The following is a 24,226-nucleotide window of genomic DNA, read 5'->3' on the forward strand; positions in this document are numbered from 1 at the left end:
GCCTCGAAGTGCCCTGCGAAGTGTCCTGCCAAGTGTCCTTGGGGGCAGCGCGGAAGAGGGCGGCTGCCTAGAATGGCGGCCATGATCTCCCGCGAACCCACCATCGAGCGCCTCGCCACGGCGCAACAGCTCCTTCTCACGCCGTTCGGCCTCGACGAATCGCACCTGGGCAAGGCCTTGGCCGAGATCACCGCGCACAAGGTGGACGACGCCGACCTGTACTTCCAGTACACGCGCAGCGAAGGCTGGAGCCTGGAAGAGGGCATCGTCAAGACCGGCAGCTTCAGCATCGACCAGGGTGTCGGCGTGCGCGCGGTCAGCGGCGAGAAAACCGCCTTCGCCTACTCCGACGACATTTCCGAGGCCTCGCTGCTCGACGCGGCGCGCACGGTGCGCTCGATTTCGTCGGCCGGCCGCACCGGCCGCGTGAAGACGCCGGCGCGCAAGATCGCCTCCAGCCGCTCGCTGTACGACGGCATCGACCCCATTGCCACGCTGGACAGCACCGCCAAGGTGAAGCTGCTCGAGAAGGTCGAGAAGCTGGCCCGTTCGCGCGACCCGCGCGTGGCGCAGGTCATGGCCGGCCTGGCCAGCGAGTACGACGTGGTGCTCGTGGCCCGTGCCGACGGCACGCTGGCCGCCGACGTGCGCCCGCTGGTGCGCCTGTCGGTCACCGTCATCGCCGAGCAGAACGGCCGCCGCGAAATCGGCTCCGGCGGCGGCGGCGGGCGCTTCGGCCTGGCCTATTTCACCGACGAGCAGATCGCCGAATACGTCGACCATGCCGTGAAGGCCGCATTGACCAACCTCGACGCACGCCCGGCCCCGGCCGGCGAGATGACCGTGGTGCTCGGCTCCGGCTGGCCCGGCATCCTGCTGCACGAAGCCATCGGCCACGGGCTGGAAGGCGACTTCAACCGCAAGGGCTCGAGCGCGTTCTCGGGCCGCATCGGCCAGCGCGTGGCGGCCAAGGGCGTGACGGTGCTCGACGACGGCACCATCGCCGACCGCCGCGGCTCGCTCAACGTCGACGACGAGGGCAACGCCAGCCAGCGCAACGTGCTGATCGAGGACGGCATCCTCAAGGGCTACATCCAGGACTCGATGAACGCGCGCCTCATGAAGGTCAAGCCCACGGGCAACGGCCGCCGCGAGAGCTACGCGCATGTGCCGATGCCGCGCATGACCAACACCTACATGCTCGGCGGCGACAAGGACCCGAAGGAAATCGTGGCCAGCATCAAGAAGGGCCTGTACGCCACCAACTTCGGCGGCGGCCAGGTCGACATCACGAGCGGCAAGTTCGTGTTCTCCGCCAGCGAGGCCTTCTGGGTCGAGAACGGCAAGATCCAGTACCCGGTGAAGGGCGCCACCATCGTGGGCAACGGCCCCGACGCACTCACCCGCGTGAAGATGATCGGCAACGACATGGCACTCGATTCGGGCGTGGGCACCTGCGGCAAGGAAGGCCAGAGCGTGCCCGTGGGCGTGGGCCAGCCGACGCTGCGCATCGACGGTTTGACTGTAGGTGGAACGGCTTAGGACTTTAGTCACTTGCCGGCTGTTTCCTTCGGTTGCTAAGCTGCGCTCCTTTTGCGAACGATGAGTTCAAGGAGCATTTCAATGGGGAACAGGATCAATTCGTCCGCCGTGCTGTGGGCCGTGACCGCCGTGGTGGCGCTGGCCACAGCCGGTTGCGCATCCCGCGGCGGTTCGGGCAGCCAGCCCGCCGCGGCACCCGCGCCAGCCGCTGCTCCCGCGGCACCGGCACGCGGCGGCGCCAAGGCCGGCATGGACGCCCAGGGCAACGTGGTCGACTCGTCGAAGATCGAGGCCGGCAGCGGCCGCACCGTGAAGGGCCTGAACGGCTACGAAGGCGAGATCACCGGCAACCCGGCGCGCAACAGCAAGTTCGGACGGCTGCAGATCGGCATGAGCGCCAGGCAGGTCACCGACCTCGCGGGCCAGCCGACCGACCAGGGCGCGTACGTGACGGGCAAGGCCTTCATCCCGTTCTATTTCGGCAGCGACCGCCACCGTTTCGAGATGACCTACAAGGGCCAGGGCCGCCTGATCTTCGCGGGCGGCGGCATGGGCGACTACTCCGCCGGCAACCTGATCTGGATCATCCACAACCCGAACGAATCGGGTTACCGATAAAAACAACGAACGCCCGGCCCCTGTGCCGGGTTTTCTTTTTCCATGCTACATTCCGCCCACATGTCCGCCCTCCGCGCTTATTTCTTTGCCTACTTTTGGTTCCCGGTTTCCGGCGGACGAGAGGCGAGCGCGTAAAACGCACACGAACACCCTCCCAGAACCGCCGGTGGCCTCAAGCCCCCGGCGGTTTTTTTATGCCCTGACGATATCCACTCCAACAAGGAAGCACCCATGAGCACGAACACTGCCCCCGCCAGCGACAGCTGGTATGCGAGCGTCGAAAAAACCAGCAAGACCGACGACGAACGCATCAAGGACATCAACGTGCTTCCCCCTCCCGAACATCTGATCCGCTTCTTCCCGATTCGCGGGACGCCCGTCGAGACGCTGATCGAAGGCACGCGCCGCAGCATCCACAACATCATGGCGGGCAAGGACGACCGGCTGCTGGTGATCATGGGACCGTGCTCCATCCACGACCCGGCCGCGGCGCTCGACTACGCCCGCCGCCTGAAGGTCGAGCGCGAGAAGTACGCCGGCACGCTGGAAATCGTCATGCGCGTGTACTTCGAGAAGCCGCGCACCACGGTCGGCTGGAAGGGCCTCATCAACGACCCGTACCTGGACGAGAGCTTCCGCATCGACGAAGGCCTGCGCATCGCGCGCCAGCTGCTGATCGACATCAACCGCCTGGGCCTGCCGGCGGGCAGCGAGTTCCTCGACGTGATCTCGCCGCAGTACATCGGCGACCTGATTTCCTGGGGCGCCATCGGCGCGCGCACCACCGAAAGCCAGGTGCACCGCGAGCTGGCCTCGGGCCTGTCGGCGCCGATCGGCTTCAAGAACGGCACCGACGGCAACATCCGCATCGCCACCGACGCCATCCAGGCGGCGGCGCGCGGCCACCACTTCCTGTCGGTGCACAAGAACGGCCAGGTCGCGATCGTGCAGACCAACGGCAACCCAGACTGCCACGTGATCCTGCGCGGCGGCAAGGCGCCGAACTATGACGCCGCGAGCGTCGAGTCGGCCTGCAAGGACCTGCAGGCCGCCAAGCTGCCGCCCACGCTGATGGTCGATTGCAGCCACGCCAACAGCTCCAAGCAGCACCAGAAGCAGATCGAGGTGGCCAAGGACATCGCCGCGCAGATCGCCGGCGGCTCGAACCGCGTGTTCGGCGTGATGGTCGAAAGCCACCTCCAGCCGGGCGCCCAGAAGTTCACGCCGGGCAAGGACGAGCTGTCGGGCCTCGAATACGGCAAGAGCATCACCGACGCCTGCCTGGGCTGGGACGATTCGGTGCAGGTGCTGGACACGCTCTCGCAGGCGGTCAAGCAACGCCGGGGCTGAAAAAGGCGCCCGAGAAAAGACGCCTTAGAGCATCCCGGCCAGGTCGGGCCAGTGGTGCCGCATCGACGCAGCCTCGTCGCTGCCGGGCGGCACCATCGAGAAATCGGCAAAGACGAAGCCTGGCCCGACCATGCAGGCGACCAGCGTGAAGTCGCCCGTGGTGTGGCCCTGGATCGGCCGGGCCGCCTGCCATTGGCCGGCGGGCACCACGTGCTGAGGCCGGGTGCCGTGGGCGTCGACCGGGCCCAGCCGAACGTGGGCCGGTGCCGTGCGCATCGCGGCGTCGCAGGTCCACAGCGCCAGCGGCACGCCTTCCAGGTGCACCCAGACTTCGTCGGACAGCACCCGGTGCCAGCGCGAATGCTGGCCCGCCTCGAGCAGGAAGTAGATGCTGGTCAGCGCGTTGCGGGGCGCGCGGCCGTCGTCCGGCGTGACGCTCGCGGCCGAGCGGAACACCTCGCTGTACCAGCCGCCTTCGGGGTGGGGCTGCAGCTTCAGCGTGTCGATCAGCTCGCGTGCGCGGGGGACGGCCATGGGGGTCATGATGCCGCCGGTGCGCGCAGGGCGGCAAGCAGTTTGTCGTGCACGCCGCCGAAGCCGCCGTTGCTCATGCAGACGATGTGGTCGCCCGACCGGGCCGCGGCCACCACCTGCTTCACCAGCGGCTCGATGGCGTTCGCCACCTGTGCGCGCTCGCCCATCGGCGCGAGCGCCGCGGCGGCGTCCCAGTCGAGCCCGGCCGTGTGGCAGAACGACAGGTCGGCCGATTCCAGGCTCCAGGGCAGCTGGGCCGCCATCACGCCCAGCTTCATCGTGTTGCTGCGCGGCTCGAAGGCCGCAAGGATGCGCTCACTTTGCTTGCCGGCGGCGTCCAGCTTCTGGCGCAGGCCGTCGAGCGTGGTGCGGATGGCCGTCGGGTGGTGGGCGAAGTCGTCGTAGACCGTGATCGCGCCACCGGCCCGCTCGGCCGTGCCGCGCAACTCCATGCGCCGGCGCACGTTGCGGAAGCTGCCCAGCGCGCGCGCCGCTTCGGCGGGCGGCACGCCCACGTGCTCGGCCGCGGCAATGGCGGCCAGCGCGTTCATCTGGTTGTGCAGGCCGGAGAGTTCCCACTCGACCCGGCCGACCGCCTCGCCGCGCCGCAGCACGTCGAAGGCGTCGTGCGAGCCGCGGGCTTGCCATTCGGTGTTCGGCCCCCCTGCGCCGAAACGCGCCAGTTCGCTCCAGCAGCCCTGGGCCAGCACGCGCTGCAGGCTCTCTTCGGTGGCGTTCACCACCAGCCGCCCGGTGCTCGGCACGGTGCGCACCAGGTGATGGAACTGGCGCTCGATGGCGGCGAGATCGTCGAAGATGTCCGCGTGATCGAACTCGAGGTTGTTCAGCACGGCGGTGCGCGGCCGGTAGTGGACGAACTTGCTGCGCTTGTCGAAGAAGGCCGTGTCGTACTCGTCGGCCTCGATCACGAAGGCCGGGCCGTCGCCCAGGCGCGCCGACACGCCGAAGTCCAGCGGCACGCCGCCCACCAAGAAGCCGGGCGCCTTGCTGCCTTTTTCCAGCACCCAGGCCAGCATCGACGTGGTCGTTGTCTTGCCGTGGGTGCCGGCCACGGCCAGCACGTGGCGGCCGAACAGCACGTGCTCGGCCAGCCACTGCGGACCGCTGGTGTAGGGCTTGCCGGCGTCGAGGATGGCTTCCATCAGCGGGAACTTGGGGCTGCCGTCGGGCAGCCGGGCCCGCGACACCACGTTGCCGACCACGAACATGTCGGGAGCCAGCGAGAGCTGGTCGGCGCCGAAGCCTTCGATCAGGTCGATGCCGAGCGCGCGCAGCTGGTCGCTCATCGGCGGGTACACGCCGGCGTCGCAGCCCGTGACCCGGTGGCCTGCCTCGCGCGCCAGGGCGGCCACACCGCCCATGAACGTGCCGCAGATACCCAGAATATGAATGTGCATCGGTCGATTCTAGGGAAGCGACCCGTGCGTCCCGGGCCGTGGCCCCGCGTTTGTCCTGCGTGCCGTACTGATGTTCATGTGAGGGATGCCTTCCGCGGGCAGAATGCCCCGATGGACACGTCCAAGCGTGAAATTGCCGCCACTGCAGCCCGCCTCGTCGTCGAGGAGGGACTGGAATACGGCCCGGCCAAGCGCCGGGCACTGCGTGACCTGGGGTTGTCGGCGCGCACCGCGCTGCCGAACAACGACGACGTCGAGGCCGAGGTGCGCGAGTACATCGAGCTCTTCTGCGCCGACACCCAGCCGCAGGAACTGCATGCATTGCGCATGCTGGCGCTCGAATGGATGGAGCGCATGGCGGTCTTCCGCCCCCACGTCGGCGGTGCCGTGTGGCACGGAACGGCCACCCGGCTGTCAGACATTTATATTCAGTTGTTCTGCGATGATTCCAAGTCGGCCGAAATCGCGCTGATCGATCACCATGTGGACTACGAGCCGCGCATGGTGACCGGCTTCCACGGCGAGCAGGTCGAGGCCCTGAGCGTGCATGCCCCGAGCCGCGCGCTCGGCGAGGAAATCGGCGTGCACCTGCTGGTCTACGACCTCGACGACCTGCGCGGCGCCCTGAAGCCCGACGCCCAGGGGCGCACCCCGCGCGGCGACCTGCCCGCATTGCGCCGCCTCATTGAACGAGAAAAGGACAAGTGAATGACTTCTTCGCCCACCCGACGCGGCATGCTCTATGCCGGCGTGGCGGCAGCGGCTGCGGCCGCCGGGCTCGGTGGCGCCTGGTGGAAGGAACGCGGCAGCACAGCAGGAGGTACGGGTGGCGGTGAGACCCTCGACGCGGCGTTCTGGGCCCAGAGCTTCGAACGTCCGGAGGGCGGTGACCTGGTTCTTTCCAGCCTGCGCGGCAAGCCGCTGCTGCTGAACTTCTGGGCCACTTGGTGCCCGCCGTGCGTCGAGGAAATGCCGATGATCGACGCCTTCTTCAAGCAAAACGGTGCCAACGGCTGGCAAGTGGTCGGCTTGGCCATCGATCAGCCCAGCGCCGTGCGCAAGTTCCTGCAGCGCACGCCGGTCACTTATCCGACCGGGCTGGCGGGCTTGCAAGGCACCGAACTGGTCAAGAACCTGGGCAATACTGGAGGTGGATTACCCTTCACCCTGGTCCTGAATGGGAACGGTTCGGTGGCGGCTCGTAAAATGGGCAAGCTGGAAACCACGGACCTGGAGACTTGGCGGCGTGAACTTGTTCATGGTTAGAATGCGTCCCCTCCGCTGGCGTTAGACGCCGAACGCCGAAAATCAACGATTTTCGAACAAGTTAACAAGTTATATCCTGAAGACCGGCTCAGCCGGCACTGGAGTCCCATGGATCTGCGCAAACTCAAGACACTGATCGACCTGGTGTCCGAATCGAATATTTCCGAACTGGAAATCACCGAGACCGAAGGCAAGGTCCGCATCGTCAAGGGCGGCGGTGTCGCCCCTGTGCAGTACGTTCAAACCCTGGCCGCGCCGCAGGCTGCAGCCGCACCGGTTGCCGGCGCTGTTGCAGCTGCCAGCGTCCCGGCCGCCGAAGCCGTTCCCGCCGGCCATGCCGTGAAGTCGCCGATGGTCGGCACCTTCTACCGTTCGTCCAGCCCGGGCGCCGCCGCATTCGTCGAGATCGGCAGCAAGGTCAACGAGGGCGACACGCTCTGCATCATCGAAGCGATGAAGATCCTGAACGAAATCGAAGCCGACAAGTCCGGCACGGTCACGCAGATCCTCGGCGAAAACGGCCAGGCGGTCGAATACGGACAGCCGCTGTTCATCATCGAGTGACCATGTTCAAGAAGATCCTGGTTGCAAACCGGGGGGAAATTGCCCTCCGGATCCAGCGCGCCTGCAGCGAACTCGGCATCAAGGCCGTGATGGTGTATTCCGAGGCCGACCGCGACGCCAAGTACGTCAAGCTCGCCGAAGAGGCCGTGTGCATCGGCCCGGCACCGTCGGCGCAGAGCTATCTCAACATGCCGGCGATCATCTCGGCCGCCGAGGTGACCGACGCCGAGGCCATTCACCCCGGCTACGGTTTCCTCAGCGAGAACGCGAACTTCGCCGAACGCGTGGAGCAGAGCGGTTTCCAGTTCATCGGCCCGACGCCCGACAACATCCGCACGATGGGCGACAAGGTGTCGGCCAAGCAGGCCATGATCAAGGCCGGCGTGCCTTGCGTGCCCGGCTCCGAGGGTGAACTCTCGGACGACGCCGCCACCAACAAGCGCATTGCCCGCGCGATCGGCTACCCGGTCATCATCAAGGCCGCAGGCGGCGGCGGTGGCCGCGGCATGCGCGTGGTGCACACCGAGGCAGCGCTGGTCAACGCGATCCAGATGACCAAGGCGGAAGCCGGTGCGGCCTTCAGCAATCCGGCGGTGTACATGGAGAAGTATCTCCAGAACCCGCGCCACATCGAGATCCAGATCCTCGCGGACAAGCACAAGAACGCCGTCTACCTGGGCGAGCGCGATTGCTCCATGCAGCGCCGCCACCAGAAGGTGATCGAGGAATCGCCGGCTCCCGGCATTCCGCGCAAGCTGATCGAGAAGATCGGTGAGCGTTGCGCGGCTGCCTGCAAGAAGATCGGCTACCGCGGTGCCGGCACCTTCGAGTTCCTGTACGAGAACGGCGAGTTCTACTTCATCGAGATGAACACGCGCGTGCAGGTGGAGCACCCGGTGACGGAGTTCACCACGGGCATCGACATCGTCAAGACGCAGATCATGGTCGCGGCCGGCGAGAAGCTGCCGTTCACGCAGCGCCAGATCCAGATGCACGGCCACGCCATCGAGGTGCGCATCAACGCCGAAGACGCGTGGAAGTTCACGCCGTCGCCGGGCCGCATCACCATGTGGCACCCACCGGGCGGCCCTGGCGTTCGCGTCGATTCGCACGCGTACACCAACTACTTCGTGCCGCCGAACTACGACTCGATGATCGGCAAGATCATCGTCTACGGCGACACGCGCGAGCAGGCCATGGCCCGCATGCGCACGGCGCTGAACGAGACCGTGATCGAAGGCATCTCGACCAACATCCCGCTGCACCGCGAGCTGATGGTCGACTCCAAGTTCATGACCGGCGGCACCAACATCCACTACCTCGAGGAGTGGCTGGCAGCGCACAAGCGCTGATCGGACACGCAAAGCCATGTTTGAACTCCGCCTCATGGCGCCCGAAGACCGTGTCGAAACGGTGAGCGACGCGCTCGACGCACTCGATGCGCTGAGCGTGTCGGTCGAAGACGCCGACGCGGCCACCGACGCCGAGCAGGCGCTGTTCGGCGAGCCCGGCATGCCGCCGCCCAAGGAAGGCTGGCAGCGCTCGCGCGTGATCGCGCTGTTCCCCGACGAGGCGCTGGCGAAGGAAGCCGCGTCGGTGCTCGCGCTGCAAGACTTCTTCGAAGGCTGCGAGGTGCTCGGCATCGCGTCGGTGCCCGAACAGGACTGGGTGCGCCTGACGCAATCGCAGTTCGCACCGGTGGAGATCACGCCCGAGTTCTGGATCGTGCCCACGTGGCACGAGCCGCCCGCGCAGGCCAAGCAGGTGATCCGGCTCGACCCGGGCCTGGCCTTCGGCACCGGCACGCATCCCACCACGCGCATGTGCCTGCGCTGGATCGCAACCAAGGGCGCCCTGGCCGGTCAGCGCGTGCTCGACTACGGCTGCGGCTCCGGCATCCTGGCGATCGGCGCGGCCAAGTTCGGCGCGACAGACATCGACGCGGTCGACATCGACGAAGCGGCGGTCTCCTCGACCGTGCTCAATGCCGAGGCCAACGGCGTGCAATTGAAGGCAGGGCTTCCCGAAGCCGCCAAGGGCGCCTACGACACCGTGCTGGCCAACATCCTGGCCACGCCGCTCAAGGTGCTCGCGCCGCTGCTGCGCAGCCACGTGAAGGCGGGCGGCTCGCTGGTGCTGGCCGGCATCCTCGCGCGCCAGGCCGACGAGCTGAAGGAAGCCTACGCGCCCTACGCCGCGCTCGAGGTCAGCGACACCGAGGACGGCTGGATCCTCATGACCGCGCGCTGCTGAGCCGCGACAGCGCGGCTGCAGGGCCGCTGCTCGCGCCCCTCACGCCCGTCGCGCGGCGGGGGTCCAACCCTACAATCGCCCGGTCATGAGTCTCGTCACGCGCTGCCCCGCCTGCACCACCACCTTCAAGGTGGTGCGCGACCAGCTTCGCATTTCCGACGGGTGGGTGCGCTGCGGCCGCTGCAGCCATGTGTTCGACGCCACGCTCGACCTGCACGAGGCGCCGGACGGCGCCTCGCCGGGCCACGCACCCCCATCCCCATCGTCGCCATCGCCTGCGCCGCAGGGCGGCTACATACCGGGCCTGGTCCAGCCCTCGGGCGAGGCCAAGGCTGCTGTGCAACCGACAGCCCCCGTGCAGGTGGTCGCACCCGAGCCTTCGCCGCTGCCATCGCCGCCATCCATAGAAATAGAAGCACCTGCTGAAGCGCCCGCATCGCCGGCGGAAGATGCGGACTTCTTCGACGACGATCCCGAGTCGCCATCGCGTCCGGCGCCGATCGACGCCGGGGTGCCCGGGCCCGTGGCCCCGCCGTCCGCCGCGCCGGCCTTCTCGCTCACCTTGCCCGAACACGGCCTGGCTGCGGACGAGCCGTGGTCCGATCTCGACACCACCGAGCCCGCCTGGAAGCCGCCGCGCAGCACGCTGCCGCCGTTCCCCAACATCGACCTGAACCTGGCGTCGCCGCCACCCGCGCCGCCACCGGCACCGCCGCTGCCCATGTCGCCGCGCATGGACCGGACGCGCGGCCTGATCGAGCGTGCGAGCGATGACGGGGAGGCGAACGCCGAGCGCGAGCAGGAAGAAAAAGAGCACGACAAGGTGCAGATGCAGAAGGCGCTGCGCCGCGCGCGCGCCAAGTCCGCCAAGATCGCGGGCGCCAAGGCGCGCGACGAGCGCGCCGCCACCCAAGCCGCTGAAGCCGAAAGCGAGAGCGGCACCGAGGTCGAGGCGGCGGTGGTGCAGCGCGAGAGCGAACCCGACTACTCGCTGTCGTCGGCCTTCGAGCTGCCCGTGGGCCACCCGCTCGCCGACGAAGACGAGCACGCCGATGCAGCGCCGGGCTTCTGGCAGCGCAGGAGCGTGCGCATCGTGCTCGTCCTGCTGGTGCTGCTTGCGGTGCTGCTGCTCGCCGTGCAGGTGCTGCGCCACGAGCGCGACGGCATCGCCGCGCGTCAGCCCAACCTGCGCCCCGCGCTCGCCATGCTGTGCCAGCACACCGGCTGCGAACTCGCGGCGCTGCGCCAGATCGGCGACATCGTGATCGAAGGCGCTGCCTTCGCGCGCGAAAAGACCGGCACCAACGACTATCGCCTGAGCTTCACCCTGCGCAACGGCGCCACCGTGCCGCTGGCCATGCCGGCCGTCGAACTCTCGCTGCTCGACACGCAGGAGCGCGCCGTGGTGCGCCGCGTGCTGATGCCGGTCGACTACGGCGCACCGTCGGTGCTGCAGGCCCGTGCCGATCGCGCGGCCTCACTGCCGCTGACCTTGTCCGCTTCGGAGGCGGCGGCACTGCCGCCCATCGCGGGCTACCGCGTCGAGGCTTTCTATCCCTGAGCGGGATGCGCAAGTACACGTGCATCCACACGCATGAGCTGGCGCGTCCCACTCTGTTCTTCATCCACTTTTCTTACCTAACGGCGTACCTATGGCAGCAGTGATTTGCGGTTCCCTCGCGTTCGACACCATCATGACTTTCGAGGGCCGGTTCGCCGACCAGATCCTTCCGGACCAGCTGCACATCCTCAATGTGTCGTTCCTGGTGCCGACGCTGCGCCGCGACTTCGGCGGCTGCGCCGGCAACATCGCGTACAGCCTCAACGCACTGGGCGGCACGGCGCTGCCGATGGCCACGCTGGGCAGCGACGGCCCCTCGTACCTCGAGCGCATGCGCACGCTGGGCATCAGCACCGAGTTCGTGCGCCAGCTCGACGACACCTTCACCGCGCAGGCGATGATCATGAGCGACGTCGACAACAACCAGATCACCGCCTTCCACCCCGGCGCGATGCAGCAGGCGCACGTCACCAAGGTGGCTGCGCGCGAGGACATCAAGCTCGGGATCATCGCGCCCGACGGCCGTGACGCCATGCTGCAGCACGCCGAGCAGTTCGCGGCCGCCGACATTCCGTTCGTGTTCGATCCGGGCCAGGGCCTGCCGATGTTCGACGGCGAGGCGCTGCGCCATTTCGTCGAGCTCGCGAGCTGGGTGGTGGTGAACGACTACGAAGGCAAGATGCTGTCGCAGCGCACCGGCTGGAGCCTGGCCGAGATCTCGACGCGCGTGCGCGGCCTGGTGGTCACGCTGGCGGGCGAGGGCTGCGAGGTGTGGGTCAACGGCGAGCGCGAGCACGTGCCCGGCGTGGTGGCCACCGAAGTGGTCGAACCCACGGGTTGCGGCGACGCGTGGCGCGGCGCGCTGCTGTTCGGCCTGGAAAAGGGCTGGTCGCTGGCGCAGTGCGCGGCGCTGGGCAACAAGGTTGGCGCGATCAAGATCGCGCAACGCGGCCCGCAGAACTACGAGATCGACCGCAAGGCCCTGGGCCTCTGATCATCTGACTCGCGCCTCGAAGCACTTTCGAGGCGCTCATGAAAAAAGCCCGGCACCGTGAGGTGCCGGGCTTTGTGCCTTCAAGGCCGCTGAGAAAACTCAGGGCTTGCTGGCCGTGGGAAACGGCCATGCTGCCTGGGGGTTCAGCGTCGTTTGCGCCGCGGGAGCGGGCGCTACGGCTGCAGCCTTGGCGGGCGCAGCTGCCTTGGCAGCCTTCTTTGCAGCAGGCTTCTTGGCAGCAGCGGCAGGCTTGGCAGCGGGCTTTTTCGCGGCTTTCTTGGCCGCGGCCTTTTTCGCAGGCGCCTTCTTGGCGGCAGCCTTCTTCGCAGGCGCCTTCTTGGCAGCGGCCTTCTTCGCCGGTGCCTTCTTCGCAGCGGCCTTCTTCGCCGGTGCTGCCTTCTTGGCGGCTACCTTCTTCGCAGGCGCCTTCTTGGCAGCGGCCTTCTTGGCCGGTGCTGCCTTCTTGGCGGCTACCTTCTTCGCCGGTGCTGCCTTCTTGGCGGCTACCTTCTTGGCAGCGACCTTCTTGGCCGGAGCCTTCTTGGCAGCGACCTTCTTTGCCGGAGCCTTCTTAGCAGCCACGACCTTCTTTGCCGGAGCCTTCTTTGCAGCGGCCTTCTTGGCCGGCGCTTTCTTTGCAGTTGCCATTTCTATTTCTCCTTGATCAAGTTGAAAAAATCAACCTATTGAAGCACTCCACGCACGTTGGGTAGCGTGAAGTGATTCATGGCGTTGGAATCTGAGCCCCAGCACCATGAACACCTGAGCCCTCGTCCATGCCGCGCTCTTCGGCGCGATCGGTGGCAAGGGCAATTCTTGAAATCATTATTTCTTGTTGAGAGAGTCAATCCCAGGAGAGCGCGCCACCCGATTGGTACTCGATCACGCGGGTCTCGAAAAAGTTGCGCTCTTTCTTCAGGTCAATCATTTCGCTCATCCAGGGGAACGGGTTTTCCTCGTTCGGGAAGAGCGTTTCGAGGCCGATCTGCTGTGCACGCCGATTGGCGATGTAGCGCAGGTAGCCCTTGAACATGGAGGCGTTCATGCCGAGAACGCCACGCGGCATCGTGTCTTCGGCGTACTTGTATTCGAGCTCGACGGCCTTCATGAAGAGGGCCTTGATCTCTGCCTTGAACTCGGAGGTCCAGAGGCCGGGGTTCTCGAGCTTGAGCTGGTTGATCAGGTCGATGCCGAAATTGCAGTGCATCGACTCGTCGCGCAGGATGTACTGGTACTGCTCGGCGGCGCCGGTCATCTTGTTCTGGCGGCCCAGCGCAAGGATCTGCGTGAAGCCGACGTAGAAGAACAGGCCTTCCATCAGGCAGGCGAACACGATGAGCGACTTGAGCAGCGTCTGGTCGGTCTCGTGGGTGCCGGTCTTGAAGTGGGGGTCGCTGATGGCGTCGATGAACGGGAGCAGGAACTGGTCCTTCTCGCGGATCGACTGCACTTCGTTGTACGCGTTGAAGATCTCGCTCTCGTCCAGGCCGAGCGACTCGACGATGTACTGGTACGCGTGCGTGTGGATCGCTTCCTCGAAGGCCTGGCGCAGAAGGAACTGGCGGCACTCGGGCGCCGTGATGTGGCGGTAGGTGCCCAGCACGATGTTGTTGGCGGCCAGCGAGTCGGCGGTCACGAAGAAGCCGAGGTTGCGCTTGACGATGCGGCGCTCGTCTTCGGTCAGGCCGTTCGGGTCTTTCCACAACGCGATGTCGCGCGTCATGTTCACTTCCTGCGGCATCCAGTGGTTGGCGCAGGTGGCGAGGTACTTTTCCCACGCCCACTTGTACTTGAACGGCACCAGCTGGTTGACGTCGGTCTGGCCGTTGATGATGCGCTTGTCGGAGGCCTTGACGCGTTGGGCGGCAGCGGGCGTTGCTGCGGCAGCAACCGATCGCAGTGGAGCAGCGCCGTCATCGAGCGCGCTGATCGTGCGAAGAGCGGGTTGCGCAATCGACGAAGTCGGAGCATCCACCGAACGACCTGCGGGCGAGCCGACGGTCGATGCGTTGTGGTGCTGCAATCCTTGTTGCATATCCTTTGGTAAGGAGGGCTTGACTTCTTCGTCCCAGGTCAACATAGAAAAATCCAATGCTCAAATTATCGGAGTAACGATGTGAGTTGCAAAGTGCTCGTTCACATCGCACGCCATTTATGTGGTTGTTATGTTGCTCGCATGCATCGCGCGATGTCAGTCAATGCCTTCATTGATTGAACGTCGCACGACTTTCGCATGCACCTCGCTGATTCGCCGAAGCGCCGCGCGCATTTTTCGGATGCACTGCGCGACGCTTCACTTGCACATCACTGGCAGGCTTCGCAGGTCGGATCGTCCACGCCGCAGAACGCGATGTCGGTGGCGGGGATCGCATTCATCTGCGCTTGCGCAGCGGCCGCTGCGGCGTCGAGCGCGCTCATGCCCGACGGTGCGTCGTTGCCCGAGGACACCGCGTTGAGACGGCCCGATTGCACCGTCGACTTCTCGGCGTGCGTCGCGCTCTGCGTGCGCAGGTAGTACGTCGTCTTCAGGCCGCGCAGCCATGCGAGCTTGTACGTGTCGTCGAGCTTCTTGCCCGATGCGCCGGCCATGTAGATGTTCAGCGACTGCGCCTGGTCGATCCACTTCTGGCGACGCGCGGCGGCTTCCACCAGCCACGTGGTTTCCACTTCGAACGCGGTGGCGTAGAGCGCCTTCACGTCTTGCGGCACGCGGTCGATCGGACGCAGCGAACCGTCGAAGTGCTTCAGGTCCATGACCATCACGTCGTCCCACAGGCCCAGGCGCTTCAGGTCGCGCACCAGGTAGTGGTTGATCACGGTGAATTCACCCGACAGGTTCGACTTGACCGACAGGTTGCCGAAGCAGGGTTCGATCGAGGCGTCCACGCCGATGATGTTCGAGATGGTCGCGGTCGGGGCGATCGCCACGCAGTTCGAATTGCGCATGCCGTCGGCCTTGATCTTGGCGCGCAGCGCGTCCCAGTCGAGGGTGGCCGAGCGGTCGACTTCGACGTAACCGCCGCGTGCCTTTTCCAGCAGGTCGAGCGAGTCGATCGGCAGGATGCCCTTGTCCCACAGCGAGCCCTTGTAGCTCGAGTACTTGCCGCGTTCCTTGGCCAGCTCGGTCGACGCCCAGTACGCGTGGTAGCAGATGGCTTCCATCGACTCGTCGGCGAACTGCACGGCGTCTTGCGAGGCGTACGGAATGCGCAGTTCGTACAGCGCGTCCTGGAAGCCCATCAGGCCCAGGCCGACCGGACGGTGGCGCAGGTTGGAGTCGCGCGCCTTCTTCACGGCGTAGTAGTTGATGTCGATCACGTTGTCGAGCATGCGCATCGCGGTCGAGATCGTCTTCTTCAGCTTGACCTGGTCGACCTTGCCGTCCTTCAAGTGCTGCAGCAGGTTCACCGAACCCAGGTTGCACACGGCGGTTTCGGTGTCGCTGGTGTTCAGCGTGATCTCGGTGCACAGGTTCGACGAGTGAACCACGCCGGCGTGCTGCTGCGGCGAGCGCACGTTGCAGGCGTCCTTGAACGTGATCCAGGGGTGGCCGGTCTCGAACAGCATCGTGAGCATCTTGCGCCACATGTCGGTGGCCTGCAGCGTGCGCGCGGGCTTGATCTCGCCGCGGGCGGCCTTTTCCTCGTAGGCGACGTAGGCGCGCTCGAAATCGGCGCCGAACAGGTCGTGCAGGTCAGGCACGTTGGAGGGCGAGAACAGCGTCCAGGTGCCCTTTTCCATCACGCGGCGCATGAACAGGTCGGGGATCCAGTTGGCGGTGTTCATGTCGTGCGTGCGGCGGCGGTCGTCGCCGGTGTTCTTGCGCAGCTCCAGGAACTCCTCGATGTCGAGGTGCCAGGTTTCCAGGTACGTGCAGACCGCGCCCTTGCGCTTGCCGCCCTGGTTCACGGCCACGGCCGTGTCGTTCACCACCTTCAGGAACGGCACCACGCCCTGCGATTCGCCGTTCGTGCCCTTGATGTGGCTGCCGAGCGCGCGCACGCGGGTCCAGTCGTTGCCCAGGCCGCCCGCGAACTTCGAGAGCAGCGCGTTTTCCTTGATCGACTCGTAGATGCCGTCCAGGTCGTCGGGCACGGTGGTCAGGTAGCAGCTGGACAGCTGCGAGCGCAGCGTGCCGGCGTTGAACAGGGTGGGCGTGCTCGACATGAAGTCGAACGACGACAGCACTTCATAGAACTCGATGGCGCGCGCTTCGCGGTCGATCTCGTTGAGCGACAGGCCCATTGCCACGCGCATGAAGAAGGCCTGCGGCAGCTCGATGCGGGTCTTGCGCACGTGCAGGAAGTAGCGGTCGTACAGCGTCTGCAGGCCGAGGTAGTCGAACTGGTTGTCGCGCTCGGCCTTCAGGGCGGCGCCCAGGCGGGGCAGGTCGTACTGCAGCAGCTTCTCGTCGAGCAGGTCGTTCTCCACGCCCTTCTTGATGAACTGCGGGAAGTAGTCGGCGTAGGCGGTGGCACGGTCGACCGGCATCACTTCGCGGCCGATGATCTCCTTGAAGATCGTGTGCAGCAGCAGGCGCGCGGTGGCGAAGGTGTAGTCGGGGTCCTTCTCGATCAGCGTGCGGGCCGCGAGGATGGAGGCCTTGTAGACCTCGTCGAGCGGCACGCCGTCGTACAGGTTGCGCATCGTCTCGGCGACGATCGGCGCGGAGGTGATGCTGTCGCCCAGGCCTTCGCAGGCGGATTCGATCAGGCCCTTGAGCTCGTTCAGGTCGAGCGCCACGCGCTCGCCGTTGTCCAGCACGTGCAGCGCGGGCGTGGCCGGCGTTTCATGCTCGACCTGCTTGGAACGCTCCTGCGTGCGGCGCTCGCGGTACAGCACGTAGGCGCGCGCGATTTCGTGGTGGCCGCCGCGCATCAGGCCGAGCTCGACCTGGTCCTGCACGTCTTCGATGTGGAAGGTGCCGCCGCCCGGACGCGAACGCACCATGGCACGAATCACGCCTTGCGTGAGCGTGTCGACCGTTTCGCGCACGCTGGCCGAAGCCGCGCCCTGGGTGCCGTGCACGGCCAGGAAGGCTTTCATCATCGCGATGGCGATCTTGTTCGGCTCGAACGGCACCACGGCGCCGTTGCGGCGAATGATCTGGTAGTGCGCAAGGTTCTGGCCGGCGGGCGAGCCGGCCGTGTCTCGCTGCTGCTGCACAGGCATCGCGGGCACGGCGCGCGGGGTCGATTGGGGGTTCAGGGCTGTTTGCATTCGCATCCTCTCGGTTGGCAATTCTTGTTGGGTGGCGGCGCCTTGGCTGAGCGTCGCGCCGGTGCTGACGACCGGACGGAGGACACTATATCTAGGGTCTGGATGCCCTACAAGCCACTACAGGTAGTGTTTTCCTTCGGATACACACACCGTCGAAATTGCATTCGACGAGGCCCATCGCCAGAGATGCCGCGTGAATACTGGCCTATGTTCTCGCAACCCGCATGGCGCTTGGCTTGCAGGCCGATTTGGGCTTGCAGCCCGCATGGTTGCTGGGTGCGGCGTTTGCAATTCGCGCACGGATGTACTCGCCGCGCAGCGCATCGCGGCCCGTCACGCGATTGAAAAAATTAGCGGCCCGCCACCGGCGCCGGAAACATCTGTGGATTCCAGCCGAGTTGTTCGCGCAGCAGCCGCCAGTCGAAGCCGGCGCCGGGGTCCTGCTTGCGGCCCGGCGCGATGTGCTCGTGGCCCGCGATGTGCGCGATCGGGTAGTGCTGCGCGAGCGCGGCGCACAGGCTCGCGAGCGTTTCGTATTGCGCCTCCTCGAACCGCTGTCCCTCGAGGCCTTCGAGCTCGATGCCGATGGAGTCGTCGTTGCAGTTGGCGCGGCCGCGCCACGACGACACGCCGGCGTGCCAGGCGCGGTCGTCGCAGCTCACGAATTGCCAGAGCTCGCCGTTGCGCCGCACGTAGAAATGCGAGGACACCTCCAGGCCGCGGATCGTCTGGAAGTAGGGGTGCGCGTCCCAGTCGAGCCGGTTGGTGAAGAGCTGCTGCACCGCGTCGCCGCCGTATTCGCCGGGCGGCAGGCTGATCGAGTGCAGCACGATGAGGTCTGTCGGCGCTGCGGTTGTGCCCGGTGCGGCCGACGGGCGCGGGCCGAAGTTGGGCGAGCGCAGCGCCTTCGCGAAACGGTACCAGCCGGCTTGCCAGAGGCCGTCGTGCGGGCCTGCATTCAGGCGGCTGTCGTTGCCGCCGGCAGTGTCTTCAGTCGTCGGCATGGCTGCTCGCGCCATCGTCGCCGTTGGGCGTGGTGATGCCCAGCCGCGCGATGCGGTAGCGGATCTGCCGCAGGCTCATGCCCAGGCGCGCGGCGGCGGCGGTGCGGTTGAAGCCGCTCTCGTGCAGCGCGCGCACGAGGATCTCGCGTTCCTGCTGGTCGAGGTAGGCCTGCAGGTCGGACGGCAGCGGCGGCGGCGCGGCCTTGGAGGCGGCGGGCGCGGCAGGCATGGGCGCGACCGGCGCGGCGAATGCGGCGGGCGCGGGGAACGCCGGCATCAGCGGTGCCGGCGCGGACGCCGCGGCTTCGGCGGCGGCGGTGAAGCCGCCCATCAGGTCGAGGTGAAGCTCGTCGCCGTCGTTCAGCGCGACGGCGCGGTGCAGCAGGTTCTCGAGCTCGCGCACATTGCCGTCCAGCGGATGCATCGCGAGGCGGCGCAGCAGGTCGGCCGACAGGTGCGGCACCGGCAGCCCCCCGTCCTGCGCGATGCGCGCGAGCAGCGCGGCGCACAGCGCGGGCAGGTCTTCGCGGCGCTCGCGCAGCGCGGGCACCGCGATCTCGATCACGTTGAGGCGGTAGAAAAGGTCTTGCCGGAAGCGGCCGGCCTGCACTTCGGCGTGCAGGTCCTTGTGGGTGGCGCTGACGATGCGCACGTCGACCGCTTCTTCCTGCGTGGAGCCGATCGAGCGCACGCTGCGCTCTTGGATCGCGCGCAGCAGCTTCGACTGCATGGCCAGCGGCAGGTCGCCGATTTCGTCGAGGAACAGCGTGCCGGCGCTCGCGGCCTGGAAGTAGCCGTCGCGGTCCTGCGAGGAGCCGGTGTACGAGCCCTTCTTCGCGCCGAAGAATTCGGCCTCGAGCAGGTTCTCGGGAATCGCGCCGCAGTTCACCGCCACGAACGGGCCGTCGCTGCGCTGGCTGCAGGCGTGCACCGCGCGCGCCACCAGTTCCTTGCCGGTGCCCGACTCGCCGCGCACCAGCACCGGCGCCATGCCGCGCGCCACCTTCGCGATGCGCGACTTCACGAGGCGCATGGGTTCGGATTCGCCTACCAGCCGGTCGAGCGCGGCGATGCCGGTGCCCGAGGTGACGGGGAGCATGTCACCAGGATTGCCGCTCGCGGGCACCGCCTGCACGGCGCGCACCGGCACCTGCGGCACCTGCAGTGCCTGGCGCGCCTGCACGGCGGACGCGACCACCGCGCGGAACTGCTTCAGGTCGACCGGCTTGGTCAGGTAGTCGAAGGCACCCGCCTTCAACGCCTCGACCGCGTTCTCGGCCGAGCCGTAGGCCGTCATCACCACGCAGCGCTCGCTGCGCTGGTCTTTCTGGATGCGGTGGATGATCTCCATGCCCTGTCCGTCGGGCAGCCGCATGTCGGTGATCACCGCGTCGAAGCGGCCGGCCTCCAGGTGCTGCCACGCTTCCGACACGCTGCCCGCGGCCTCGACGCGATAGCCTTCGCGCAGCAACGTCAGCTCGTACAGGGTGCGCAGGTCGGGTTCGTCGTCGATGACCAGGATCTGCGCCGGCCGCTGCGTGGAAGGGGTGGGAATGCTCACGGCGCTATTGTGTCAGCCGGTTTTCGCTCACGGCGAAGCTGACGAAGAATTCATTGCCCTCGGGCCCGCCCGGCACCAGCGCGCGGCGCTCGTAGCCGATGGTGGCGCCGTGCCGGCGGCACAGCTCGCGGCACAGGAACAGGCCGAGCCCGCTGGAGCGGCTCTCGGAAGAAAAGAAGGGTTCGAACAGGTGGCGCTGCACCGCCGGCTCCAGCGGCGCGCCGTCGCTCCACACCATCAGGCTGGGGCGCACGGAGCTGCCGCGCTGCAGCGTCGTCAGCACCTGGATCGAGCCGTCCTGCTTGCCCGCGTAGCGCGCGGCGTTGTCCAGCAGGTTGACCATCAGGCGGCGCAGGTGTTCGGCGTCGAAGCGCACGTCGCTGCCGGCCGCGTCGAGCGAGACCAGCACGCCCTTGCGCTGCGTCTGGCGCACCCACTCCTCGGCCAGCACCTGCACCGCGGGGTCGAGCACCACCTGCTCGCCCAGTGACAGCACCCGCTGCTGGCGCGCGCGAGAGACGTCGAGCACGTCGTCCACGATGCGCGCGAGCCGCTGCGCGTTGTGCTGCACCATGCTCGTGAGCTTGCGGTGCGCGGGGTCGGTCAGGTCTTCGGCGAGCAGCGCGCTGGCCTGCGTGATGGCGGCCAGCGGGTTGCGGATTTCATGCGCCACCGCCGCCGACATGCGGCCCATGGCGGCCAGCTTCTCGGTGCGGATGCGCGCCTCGAGCTCGCGCAGGTCCTGCAGGAACATCACGCACAGGCTGTCGACGTGCCGGTCGCTGGTGGGCGTGAGCCGCGTGCGCACGCGCACCTCGCGCGCCGCGCCGCGCGCCTGCGCCACCGGGATCTCCTCGGTCTGCGGCGCCCGGCGCGCGAAGGTCTGGCGCGCCAGCGCGGCCAGCGCATGCCAGGCGGGCTGCGTGTGCAGCGGGAACGGCAGCATGAGTTTCGCCAGGCCCTGGCCCAGGATGGCGTCGGCCGCCGGGTTGGCCGCGTGCACCAGGCCTTCGGCGTCGATCACCAGCACGCCTTCGCTGAGCGTCTCGATCACCAGGTCGTTGACCTCCGCCTGCATCTGCGCGCTGCTGCGGTTGCGCTGCGCCACGGCCTCCTCGCGCGTCAGCCGGCGGGCCAGTTCGTGCGCCAGCAGCGCCACCACGAACAGGCCGGTGCCGGTGAGCGCGGCCTGCACGAAGCGCGTGGACGAGTCGATCGGCTGCTGCAGCCAGTGCCAGCCCGCGTCGGCCAGCAGCAGCAGCGTGACGCTGGCCGTGGTGCCCAGGCTCACGGTCATGGTGCCGAGCACCGCGCTCATCAGCACCGGCAGCGCGAACAGCGGCGTGTAGTTGACGTTGCCGCCCTGCAGCACCTGCAGCGCGGTGAAGGCGGCGAGGTCGATGCCGATGGTCAGCAGCCACAGCGCGGTGAAGCTGCGGATCGGCGGCTGGAAACGCGTGTAGCGCATGCCCAGCCAGCTGGCGACCAGGTAGAGGCAGGAGATCGCGACGGCCAAGGGCTGCACCGTCTGGCCCATGGCATAGGCCACGCCCTGCAGCAGCATCAGCACCAGCGCGACGAAGCAGCGCGCGCCCATGAAGCCGCGCCACAGCCGGATCAGAGCGGAGCTTTCGCCGGAGCCGGGGTCGAGCACGTCCCAGTCGGTGACGGGATCGCCGCGCGACCAGAGGGAGGAGCTCATTTCGCCGAGGCGGCTTCGCGGTGCGAGGTGCTGCAGTAGACCGCGCCGCCCGGCCCCGCGATGGCATCGGTTGCGGGCAGGTGCAGCCCGCAGTGGGCGCAGCGCACCATGGCCTGCGGTGCGCCGACCTGCGTGGGCGCGCGTTGCTGGGCCTTGGCCGCGCGCTCGCGCATTGCTTCACGCATTTCTTCGCGCCGGTTCTTGCGCCAGAGCCAGATCGCGACCCAGAGGACCGCGAGAACGAGGAGGTATTTCATACAGGAGGACGCGCGAGCACCACTTCGAGCACGAAGCGAGAGCCCACGTAGGCCAGCAGCAGCAGGGCCGAGCCGGCGTACAGCACACGGCGCGCCGTGCGCCCGCGCCAGCCGAAGCGGGCCCGCCCGACCAGCAGGATGGCGAAGGTGATCCAGGCGAGCACCGAGAAGATCGTCTTGTGGTCCCACTTCCAGGCGCGGCCGGCCGCGCCGTAGAGCTGTTCGCTGAACAGCAGGCCGGCCAGCAGCGTGGCCGACAGCAGCACGAAGCCGGCGGTGACGAAGCGGAAAGTGAGCCGTTCGAGCGTGAGCAGCGGCACGCCGCCCTGCGGCTCGGCGGTGGCCAGGCGGATCTGCTTCTCGGCCCGGGTGATCAGCCAGGCGTGCACCACGGCCGCGGCAAAGAGCCCGTACGAGGCGATGCCCAGCGCCAGGTGCAGCGGCAGCCAGGGCGACGCCGTGACGTGCAGCGGCGTGCCGGGGAACAGGATGGCCAGCAGCACGGCCGCCGCGCCCAGCCAGGCGAGCGCGCGGCGCACCTTCAGCTGCGGGTACATGCGGCTTTCGACGGCATAGACGGTGAGCACCAGCCACGCGGTGACCGACAGGGCAGGGGCGAAACCGAAGCGCGGGTCGCTGCCGATCAGGCCGTGGGCCAGCACCGCGGCGTGCAAAAGCCATGCGATGCCGAGGGCCCATCGGGTCGATTGGCGGCTCAATCTGGCGCCGGCGGCGGCGACAAAACCGTAGGCAACCGCGGTGGCGATGCCCAGCGCCACGCCGAGCGGGGAGGGGATCGCTAAAATCATCGGCCGGAGTGTACCGGCTCGCCCTTGCGTTCCCCGCGCCCGACTTCAAGTTCTCTCCTCGTCTCCAAGACTTCTCCATCCGGCCCGCTGCAGCGGGCAGCAAGGCATCCCGCTCATGGCCACCGCCCTCACAGAAAAGTTCTCCCGCCTCGTCAAGACGATGAGCGGCCAGGCCCGCATCACCGAAAGCAACGTGCAGGACATGCTGCGCGAAGTGCGCATGGCGCTGCTGGAAGCCGACGTGGCGCTGCCCGTGGTGCGCGACTTCGTCGCCCGCGTGAAAGACAAGGCGCTCGGCCAGGAAGTGCTGGGCTCGCTCAAGCCGGGCCAGGCGCTGGTCGGCATCGTCAGCCGCGAACTCGCCGCCACCATGGGCGAGGGCGTGTCCGACATCAACCTCGCCGCGCAACCGCCCGCCGTGATCCTCATGGCCGGCCTGCAGGGCGCGGGCAAGACCACCACCACGGCCAAGCTGGCCAAGCACCTGATCGAGAAGCGCAAGAAGAAGGTGCTCACCGTGTCGGGCGACGTGTACCGCCCGGCCGCCATCGAGCAGCTCAAGACCGTCACCCGGCAGGCCGGCGCCGAATGGTTCCCGAGTACGCCCGACCAGAAGCCGCTGGACATCGCGCGCGCCGCGCTCGACCACGCCAAGCGCCACTACTTCGACGTGCTGCTGGTCGACACGGCCGGCCGCCTGGCCATCGACGAAGTGCTGATGACCGAAATCAAGCAGCTGCACGGCGAGCTCGATCCGGTCGAAACGCTGTTCGTGGTCGATGCCATGCAGGGCCAGGACGCGATCAACACCGCCAAGGCCTTCAAGGAGGCGCTGCCGCTCACCGGCATCATCCTGACCAAGACCGACGGCGACTCGCGCGGCGGTGCGGCGCTGTCGGTGCGCCAGGTCACGGGCGTGCCGATCAAGTTCGCCGGCACCAGCGAGAAGATCGACGGCCTGGAAGTGTTCGACGCCGAGCGCCATGCGGGCCGCATCCTGGGCATGGGCGACATCGTCGCGCTGGTCGAGCAGGTCACGGCCGGCGTCGACGTGGCGGCGGCGCAGAAGCTCGCGGCCAAGGTCAAGAGCGGCGCGGGCTTCGACCTGAACGACTTCCTGGGCCAGCTGCAGCAGATGAAGCAGATGGGCGGCCTGTCGAGCCTGATGGACAAGCTGCCCACGCAGATGGCCGCCAAGGCGACCGAGGCCGACATGACGCGCGCCGAGCGCGACATCCGCCGCAAGGAAGGGATCATCCAGAGCATGACCCCGCTGGAGCGCCGCAAGCCCGAGCTGCTGAAGGCCACGCGCAAGCGCCGCATCGCGGCCGGCGCGGGCGTGCAGGTTCAGGAAGTGAACCGCCTGCTCAACGAGTTCGAGCAGATGCAGGGCATGATGAAGAAGATGAAGGGCGGCGGCCTCATGAAGATGATGAAGAAGATGGGCGGCATGAAGGGCATGGGCGGCATGGGCGGCCCCGGCGGCCCGAAGCTCCCGTTCTAGGCGACCGCTTCATCCCCTCATATATATAAGAAGGCCCGCCGGTTCGCACCGGCGGGCCTTCTGTCTCGG

Annotated in this window: 21 protein-coding genes; 11 read left to right on the plus strand and 10 right to left on the minus strand. The window is 67.3% G+C overall.

Translation table 11 applies throughout. The features are described from left to right. Positions 1 to 81 precede the first annotated feature (81 nt). From tldD to BM004_RS01495, 3 genes are all read left to right on the plus strand, one after another. On the plus strand, positions 82 to 1,542 hold the full coding sequence (gene tldD / locus BM004_RS01485; protein WP_093126066.1) for a metalloprotease TldD: 1,461 nt from the start codon (positions 82 to 84) through the stop codon (positions 1,540 to 1,542). An 81-nt stretch (positions 1,543 to 1,623) separates the two neighbouring features. Beyond that, on the plus strand, positions 1,624 to 2,160 hold the full coding sequence (locus BM004_RS01490) for a hypothetical protein (RefSeq protein ID WP_093126063.1): 537 nt from the start codon (positions 1,624 to 1,626) through the stop codon (positions 2,158 to 2,160). Positions 2,161 to 2,391: 231 nt separating this feature from the next. After that, complete coding sequence (locus BM004_RS01495; protein ID WP_093126060.1) at positions 2,392 to 3,510, plus strand: 3-deoxy-7-phosphoheptulonate synthase; 1,119 nt, start codon at positions 2,392 to 2,394, stop codon at positions 3,508 to 3,510. A 24-nt stretch (positions 3,511 to 3,534) separates the two neighbouring features. Here BM004_RS01495 and BM004_RS01500 read toward each other — a convergent pair whose 3' ends face one another. Together BM004_RS01500 and mpl are read right to left on the minus strand one after the other, a co-directional pair. Then, complete coding sequence (locus BM004_RS01500; protein WP_093210850.1) at positions 3,535 to 4,044, minus strand: cupin domain-containing protein; 510 nt, start codon at positions 4,042 to 4,044, stop codon at positions 3,535 to 3,537. A 5-nt stretch (positions 4,045 to 4,049) separates the two neighbouring features. Continuing rightward, a complete protein-coding gene (mpl, locus tag BM004_RS01505; RefSeq protein ID WP_093210852.1) occupies positions 4,050 to 5,462 on the minus strand; it encodes a UDP-N-acetylmuramate:L-alanyl-gamma-D-glutamyl-meso-diaminopimelate ligase in 1,413 nt (470 codons plus the stop codon). 111 nt (positions 5,463 to 5,573) lie between these two features. Between mpl and BM004_RS01510 the strand changes: the two genes are divergently transcribed. The 7 genes from BM004_RS01510 to BM004_RS01540 all read left to right on the plus strand — a co-directional run bounded on the left by BM004_RS01510 (position 5,574) and on the right by BM004_RS01540 (position 12,100). Continuing rightward, a complete protein-coding gene (locus BM004_RS01510; protein WP_093210854.1) occupies positions 5,574 to 6,170 on the plus strand; it encodes a hypothetical protein in 597 nt (198 codons plus the stop codon). Beyond that, complete coding sequence (locus BM004_RS01515) at positions 6,171 to 6,728, plus strand: TlpA family protein disulfide reductase (RefSeq protein WP_093126050.1); 558 nt, start codon at positions 6,171 to 6,173, stop codon at positions 6,726 to 6,728. 108 nt (positions 6,729 to 6,836) lie between these two features. Next, complete coding sequence (accB, locus tag BM004_RS01520) at positions 6,837 to 7,292, plus strand: acetyl-CoA carboxylase biotin carboxyl carrier protein (protein ID WP_093210856.1); 456 nt, start codon at positions 6,837 to 6,839, stop codon at positions 7,290 to 7,292. Between the two features lie 2 nt (positions 7,293 to 7,294). Next, positions 7,295 to 8,644 (plus strand): acetyl-CoA carboxylase biotin carboxylase subunit, encoded by a 1,350-nt coding sequence (gene accC / locus BM004_RS01525; RefSeq protein ID WP_093126045.1) that lies wholly within the window; start codon positions 7,295 to 7,297, stop codon positions 8,642 to 8,644. Positions 8,645 to 8,660: 16 nt separating this feature from the next. Continuing rightward, a complete protein-coding gene (prmA, locus tag BM004_RS01530) occupies positions 8,661 to 9,545 on the plus strand; it encodes a 50S ribosomal protein L11 methyltransferase (protein WP_093126042.1) in 885 nt (294 codons plus the stop codon). 85 nt (positions 9,546 to 9,630) lie between these two features. Beyond that, positions 9,631 to 11,106 (plus strand): zinc-ribbon and DUF3426 domain-containing protein, encoded by a 1,476-nt coding sequence (locus BM004_RS01535; protein WP_093210858.1) that lies wholly within the window; start codon positions 9,631 to 9,633, stop codon positions 11,104 to 11,106. A 91-nt stretch (positions 11,107 to 11,197) separates the two neighbouring features. Then, complete coding sequence (locus tag BM004_RS01540) at positions 11,198 to 12,100, plus strand: carbohydrate kinase family protein (protein WP_093126037.1); 903 nt, start codon at positions 11,198 to 11,200, stop codon at positions 12,098 to 12,100. A 99-nt stretch (positions 12,101 to 12,199) separates the two neighbouring features. Here the strand turns inward: BM004_RS01540 and BM004_RS01545 are convergent, their stop codons facing one another. The 8 genes from BM004_RS01545 to BM004_RS01580 all read right to left on the minus strand — a co-directional run bounded on the left by BM004_RS01545 (position 12,200) and on the right by BM004_RS01580 (position 22,653). Next, positions 12,200 to 12,748 carry a histone H1-like DNA-binding protein gene (locus BM004_RS01545; protein ID WP_093126034.1) on the minus strand — a complete coding sequence of 183 codons (549 nt, stop codon included), beginning with the start codon at positions 12,746 to 12,748 and terminating at the stop codon, positions 12,200 to 12,202. A 196-nt stretch (positions 12,749 to 12,944) separates the two neighbouring features. Continuing rightward, positions 12,945 to 14,180, minus strand: a complete 1,236-nt coding sequence (locus BM004_RS01550; RefSeq protein ID WP_093126032.1) for a ribonucleotide-diphosphate reductase subunit beta — start codon at positions 14,178 to 14,180, stop codon at positions 12,945 to 12,947. 224 nt (positions 14,181 to 14,404) lie between these two features. Beyond that, on the minus strand, positions 14,405 to 17,320 hold the full coding sequence (locus BM004_RS01555; protein ID WP_093126030.1) for a ribonucleoside-diphosphate reductase subunit alpha: 2,916 nt from the start codon (positions 17,318 to 17,320) through the stop codon (positions 14,405 to 14,407). A 350-nt stretch (positions 17,321 to 17,670) separates the two neighbouring features. Continuing rightward, complete coding sequence (gene ampD, locus BM004_RS01560) at positions 17,671 to 18,324, minus strand: 1,6-anhydro-N-acetylmuramyl-L-alanine amidase AmpD (protein WP_093210860.1); 654 nt, start codon at positions 18,322 to 18,324, stop codon at positions 17,671 to 17,673. Further along, positions 18,311 to 19,885, minus strand: coding sequence for a sigma-54-dependent transcriptional regulator (locus tag BM004_RS01565; protein ID WP_093126026.1), 1,575 nt, complete (start codon positions 19,883 to 19,885; stop codon positions 18,311 to 18,313). The genes ampD and BM004_RS01565 overlap by 14 nt, the downstream gene beginning before the upstream one ends. Positions 19,886 to 19,889: 4 nt before the next feature. Continuing rightward, positions 19,890 to 21,587 (minus strand): two-component system sensor histidine kinase NtrB, encoded by a 1,698-nt coding sequence (locus BM004_RS01570; RefSeq protein ID WP_093126023.1) that lies wholly within the window; start codon positions 21,585 to 21,587, stop codon positions 19,890 to 19,892. Beyond that, the gene (locus BM004_RS01575; RefSeq protein WP_093210862.1) at positions 21,584 to 21,844 is read right to left on the minus strand and encodes a PP0621 family protein; all 261 of its coding nucleotides are present in this window, start codon (positions 21,842 to 21,844) and stop codon (positions 21,584 to 21,586) included. Before BM004_RS01575 ends, BM004_RS01570 begins: the two co-directional genes overlap by 4 nt. Then, a complete protein-coding gene (locus BM004_RS01580) occupies positions 21,841 to 22,653 on the minus strand; it encodes a cytochrome C assembly family protein (protein ID WP_093126018.1) in 813 nt (270 codons plus the stop codon). The genes BM004_RS01575 and BM004_RS01580 overlap by 4 nt, the downstream gene beginning before the upstream one ends. Before the next feature lie 115 nt (positions 22,654 to 22,768). Here BM004_RS01580 and ffh point away from each other — a divergent pair, with 115 nt between their 5' ends. Beyond that, positions 22,769 to 24,157: a signal recognition particle protein gene (gene ffh / locus BM004_RS01585; RefSeq protein WP_093210864.1), complete on the plus strand. Its 1,389-nt coding sequence runs from the start codon at positions 22,769 to 22,771 to the stop codon at positions 24,155 to 24,157. The last annotated feature ends 69 nt before the right edge of the window (positions 24,158 to 24,226 follow it).

It is taken from the genome of Variovorax sp. OK212, from assembly GCF_900112425.1.
Classification (GTDB): Bacteria; Pseudomonadota; Gammaproteobacteria; order Burkholderiales; family Burkholderiaceae_C; genus Variovorax.